Below are 4,672 nucleotides of genomic sequence, written 5' to 3'. Positions count from 1 at the left end.
CCGCTGCGCGGCGCCCACCCGCCTCGGCGAGCTCGAGCGCGCGGGAGTGGGTCACGCGGGCGGCGTCCCACGCGCCGGCGAGCTCCTGCGCCTGACCGAGGTCCACCAGCACCGCGGGCGCGGCGTCGTCGTCGACCAGCGTCAGCAGCCGCTCGAGGTGGAACGCGGCGACGGCGTTCGCGCCCGTGACGCGGGCGGCCGCACCGGCGCGGGCGAGGACGTCGCGCTTGCGGTCGTCGTCGCGACCGTGCCAACGGTGGTGGGCCAGCAGGTCCAGCACCCGCGGGCTGTCGCCGTCGGCGCCCGCCACGGCCTCGAGGTGGTCGGCGATGCGGTCGTGCAGTTCGGTGCGCACGGCCCACGGCAGGCTGTCGTACGCGACGTCGCGGACCACGACGTGCCGGAAGGCCCAGTCGGGGACGAGGCGGTCGGCCGCGTGCGGTTCGGGCACGACGAGGTCCCGCTCGGTGAGCACCAGCACCGACGGCGCGACCAGACGTTCGAGGTCGGGGGCGGCGGCGTCGACGGTGGCGGCGTCGAAGGTGCGGCCGACGACGCTCGCCACCTTGGCCGTCCGGCGCGGCTGCTCCGGCAACGCGTCGATCCGGCTGAGCACCAGGCTCTCGAGGCTGTCGGGGAGGTCGACCGCGGCCAACGCGGCGGCGTCGGTGACGTCGACGCCCCGCGCCCGCACGAACGCCACGAGTTCCTCGACGTGGAACGGGTTGCCCTGGGTGCGCGTGAGGACGGTGCGCCGCAGCGCGTCGGGGACCTCGCCCTCGAGGTCGAAGACGCGGCGCACGGTGACGTCGACCAGTTCCTCGGCGGCGGCCCCGGACAGCTCCGAGAGGACGACCTCGTGCGCGTGGGACGACGCCAGCAGCGTGTCGTGCCACGGCGGCGCCCCCGCCACGTCGAACGGGCGGTACGCCAACAGCACCAGCACCGGCAGGGTGGCGACCCGGCGGACGACGACCTCCAGCAGGTCGGCTGCGAGCGGATCGAGGGCGTGGGCGTCCTCCAGCACCAGCGCGAGCGGTCGGGTGCGGCCGCGGCGCTGCAGCAACTGGGCGACCAGCAGTTCCAGCGATCCCTTGCGGAGTTCGGGCGTCATCGCGGCCGTGAGGTCGTTCTCCGGCAGGTCGGTCCCGGTGAGCGCGCCGAGCAGCGGCGCCCGTGCGGCGAGGGCGGGGTCGAGGGAGCGCACGGCCGCGGTGAACGTCGCGAGTTGGGTCGCGGCGTCGGCGTTCGGGGCGAGCCCGAACAGGTCGAGCGCGATCCCGCGCCACGCGCTGTAGGCGGTCGGGACGCCGAAGGTCTGCGCCTCGCCGACGGCCACGGTCACCCGGTCACGGTCGATCCCGGCGAGCACCTCGGCGATCAACCGCGACTTGCCCAGCCCGGCCTCGCCGGTGATGCCGACGACCCGCCCCCGCCCGACCGTTGCCTGCTGCACCAGTCCGCGGATGTCCGCCAAGACGTCCTCGCGGCCGATCATGGGTCGGTCGCGCCGGGCGTGGACGACGCCGCCACCCCGGCGGTGCGCCACCAGCCGGCGCGCCGGTGCGGGTTCCGCCTTGCCCTTCAACGTCAACGGGGGCAGCGGTTCCCACCCGAACCGCCCGCCGGTCGCCGCGGCGACGGCCTCGCTGACGTACACCTCCCCGGCCGGGGCCTTGGACATCAACCGGGCCGCGAGGTTCACCGGGTCACCCAGGCAGGTGAACGTCCGGCGGTAGCGGTGGCCGTTGGTGCCGGCGCGGGTGCTGCCCCGGGCCACGCCGATCCGCAGGTCACGCGCCGCCGTGGTCCGGACCAGGGGCAACAGGTCGAGCGCGGCGGCGCAGGCCCGGGCGGGGTCGTCCTCGTGCGCGACCGGGGCACCGAACACCAGGTAGAGGTAGGCGCCCTTGTCGCCGATCGTCAGCTGGAGCAGGTTGCCGCCGTAGCCGTCGACGACGTGCTGCACCGCGCGCACGAACTCGTCGAGCCGTGCGGGGGCGTCGGGGTCGTCGTCGTGGTCGATGCCCGTGAAGTGCACGAACACCGGCACCGCCGGCCGCAGCTCGGTGAGGAAGTCCCCGCGCCCCGCGCGCATCCGCTCGTACACCGCGGGCAGGAGCCACTGCCGGGTGACCGCCTCCGGCAGCCCCTCCACCCGCTCGCGCAGGGGCGGCACGTCGACCGGTGCGGTGAGACCGGTGACCACCACCCCGCCCGCGCGCCGCTCGCCCGTGACGAACCGGCCGGGGAGCGCGTCGACCGTCGCGGTGGCGACCACGACCTCCCCGCGCCCGGCCGTCGCCTCGACCTCGGCCAGGGTGTCCATCAGCCGGCCGGCGAGCACGTCGATCAACTGCACCCGGGGATCGCCGACGACGTACCGGCGGGCGCGGCCCGCGGCGACGGCGACCTTCATGCCGAGCACCGCGGTGCCGCCGCCGGGAAGGGTGAGGGTGCCGCTGCGCACGACCGCCGCCTGCATCGCGAGCCCCGCCGCGACGGCCAGGGTGCCGTCGTCGCCGTCGAGCCAGCACGTGACGGCGTCCCCGGAGAAGTAGATGACGGCACCCGTGTGGCGGTGCAGTTCGCCGAGCACCGCACCGAAGACGACCTCGAGCGCGGCACTGAGTTCCTCCGCGCCCCGGCGCGGGCCGTAGGCGGCGACCAGGCCCTCGGTCAGCGGGGTGAACCCGCTGATGTCGGCGAACAGCGCGGCACCGTCCGCACGGTCGGGCAGCTCGCGGCCGTCCCGCAGCGCGCGGCGGCGGTCCCCGGGGATGTACGCCTCGGGGTGGTCGGCCCCGAAGACGCCGACGTCCGACGTCACGACGGCAGTCTCGCACCGCCGGGCCCGGCGCAAGTCGAGGCCGGGTGCAGGATGGGTGAAGATCACCTCCGTGGCCGTTCCCGGATGCACCGCCGAGCTCGCCCGCACCACGCTGTTCGGGCGGGTCGACCCGACGCTGCTGGTCGGCCTGGAGTCCGCCGCCTTCACCCGACGGCTGGCGCGCGGCCAGATCCTGTTCGTCGAGGGCGAGCCGGCCGACCACCTGTTCGTGGTGCGGTCGGGCCGGCTGAAGGTGCACGTCACGAGCGAGCGCGGCACCGAACTCGTGCTGGCGGTCGTCGGCCCCGGCGACACCCTCGGCGACGTCTCGGTCATCGACCGTGGACCGCGGTCGGCCGACGTGCTCGCGACCGCACCGAGCGAACTGCTCGCGGTCCCCGTCGCCGCGGTCGACGCCCTGTTGCGCCAGCACCCGGTGGTGCTGCGGGCGGTGGCCGAGAGCCTGGCCGCCGGGATGCGACGCCTGACCGAGCAGGCGGCCGACCTGGTCTTCCTCGATCTGCCCCGCCGCCTGGTCAAGCTGCTGCTGGACCGCGCGGGCGACACCCCCGGCACGGTCGCGGTCGCCGCCAGCCAGTCCGAGCTCGCGGCCATGCTCGGCGTCACCCGGCAGTCGCTGAACCGCACCCTGTCCGGCCTCGGTCGGCGCGGCTGGCTCGCGGTCGCCGACGACGGCATCCAGCTGCTCGACGTGCCCGCCCTGTCCCGTTTCGCCCAGTCCTGAAGGGTTTCATCCGTCACCGGGGTGACAGGTCACGGGTCTCGCCGGTGGCAGCCACGGGGTCCTCGTGAGTGCGAAGGTTCTCCCTGCCAGCCACTCCCGCCCCTCCGAGAGGAACCCGCCATGACCGACAACTCCGCCCCCGGCGTCTACACCCAGCCCGACGGCGACGCCGACGACGTCCTCGGCCACCGCGCCGCGTTCGACAAGGTCCGCGCCACCGACGACCGCGCCTTCGACACGCTCGGCGCGGCCGACGACGCCGACGACGTCGAAGGCCACCGCGTCGCCGACCGCGCTGCCGACAAGGCCCTCGGCGCCGCCGACACCACCCCTGACGAGGGCGACGACGTCGAGGGCCACCGCGCCGCCTTCTGATCCACCGCACCACTCCGGACCCGGCGACCGGCTTGCTCCTCAACCCCTCGAGGAGCGGGCCGGTCGTCGTCGTTGGCAGGCCCGGCCGACTGGTGCACACTGCCCCGGTGTCCGCACCCGACGCCGTGCTCGCCGAGCTCGCCACCCTGGCCCGGGCGCTCGCGCCGGCGGTCGCCCCCGCGGGTCACGACGACCTGCTGCGGTCGCTGACCGCCACCGCGCGCGCCCTGTTCGGCGCCGCCGCGTGCTCGCTGGCGCTGCTCGAGCCCGGCAGCGACGACCCCGACGACGACGTGACCCCCGACCGGCTGCGCTACGTCGCGGCCGACGGTGAGGGCGCGGACACCGTGCGCGGCATGGTCATCCCGGCCACGCGGGGCATCGCGGGCTGGGTGGTGAGCAGCGGCCAACCGGTCGCGGTGTCGGACCTGCGCCAGGACGCGAGGTTCGCCGCCGACGTCGCCGAGAACACCGGCTACGTCCCCCGCGCCATCCTCGCCGTCCCCGTCACCGCGGACGGCACGCCGATCGGGGTGCTGACCCTGCTCGACCGGGACGCCGGGCGCGAGACCGCGGCGTTCGACCTGCAGACCGCCTCGCTGTTCGCGGACCAGGCGGCCCTCGCCATCACGGCCGCCCGCGCGTCGGCCGATCTCGCGGCGGTGCTGCTCGGGGCGCTCGCCGACGCGGCCGGCACGGGCACCCCGCTCGCCGAGGCCGCC

General features: G+C 75.7%; 4 protein-coding genes. 3 read left to right on the top strand and 1 reads right to left on the bottom strand.

Annotated features, from left to right (window positions below; genetic code table 11):
* Positions 1 to 2,830, bottom strand: a 2,830-nt coding sequence (locus ACXR2U_RS23865; RefSeq protein ID WP_458827590.1) for an AAA family ATPase, incomplete at its 3' end; no start/stop codon positions are given.
* A 70-nt stretch (positions 2,831 to 2,900) separates the two neighbouring features.
* Between ACXR2U_RS23865 and ACXR2U_RS23860 the strand changes: the two genes are divergently transcribed.
* The 3 genes from ACXR2U_RS23860 to ACXR2U_RS23850 form a co-directional block, all read left to right on the top strand.
* The gene (locus ACXR2U_RS23860; RefSeq protein WP_458827589.1) at positions 2,901 to 3,575 is read left to right on the top strand and encodes a Crp/Fnr family transcriptional regulator; all 675 of its coding nucleotides are present in this window, start codon (positions 2,901 to 2,903) and stop codon (positions 3,573 to 3,575) included.
* A gap of 120 nt (positions 3,576 to 3,695) precedes the next feature.
* Positions 3,696 to 3,950 carry a hypothetical protein gene (locus tag ACXR2U_RS23855; protein WP_458827588.1) on the top strand — a complete coding sequence of 85 codons (255 nt, stop codon included), beginning with the start codon at positions 3,696 to 3,698 and terminating at the stop codon, positions 3,948 to 3,950.
* Positions 3,951 to 4,057: 107 nt separating this feature from the next.
* Positions 4,058 to 4,672, top strand: a 615-nt coding sequence (locus ACXR2U_RS23850; protein ID WP_458827587.1) for a GAF domain-containing protein, incomplete at its 3' end; no start/stop codon positions are given.

Source organism: Jatrophihabitans sp. YIM 134969, from assembly GCF_054456675.1.
Note: the sequence above shows the minus strand (reverse complement) of the source record. Positions and strands in the feature narration are given on the sequence as shown.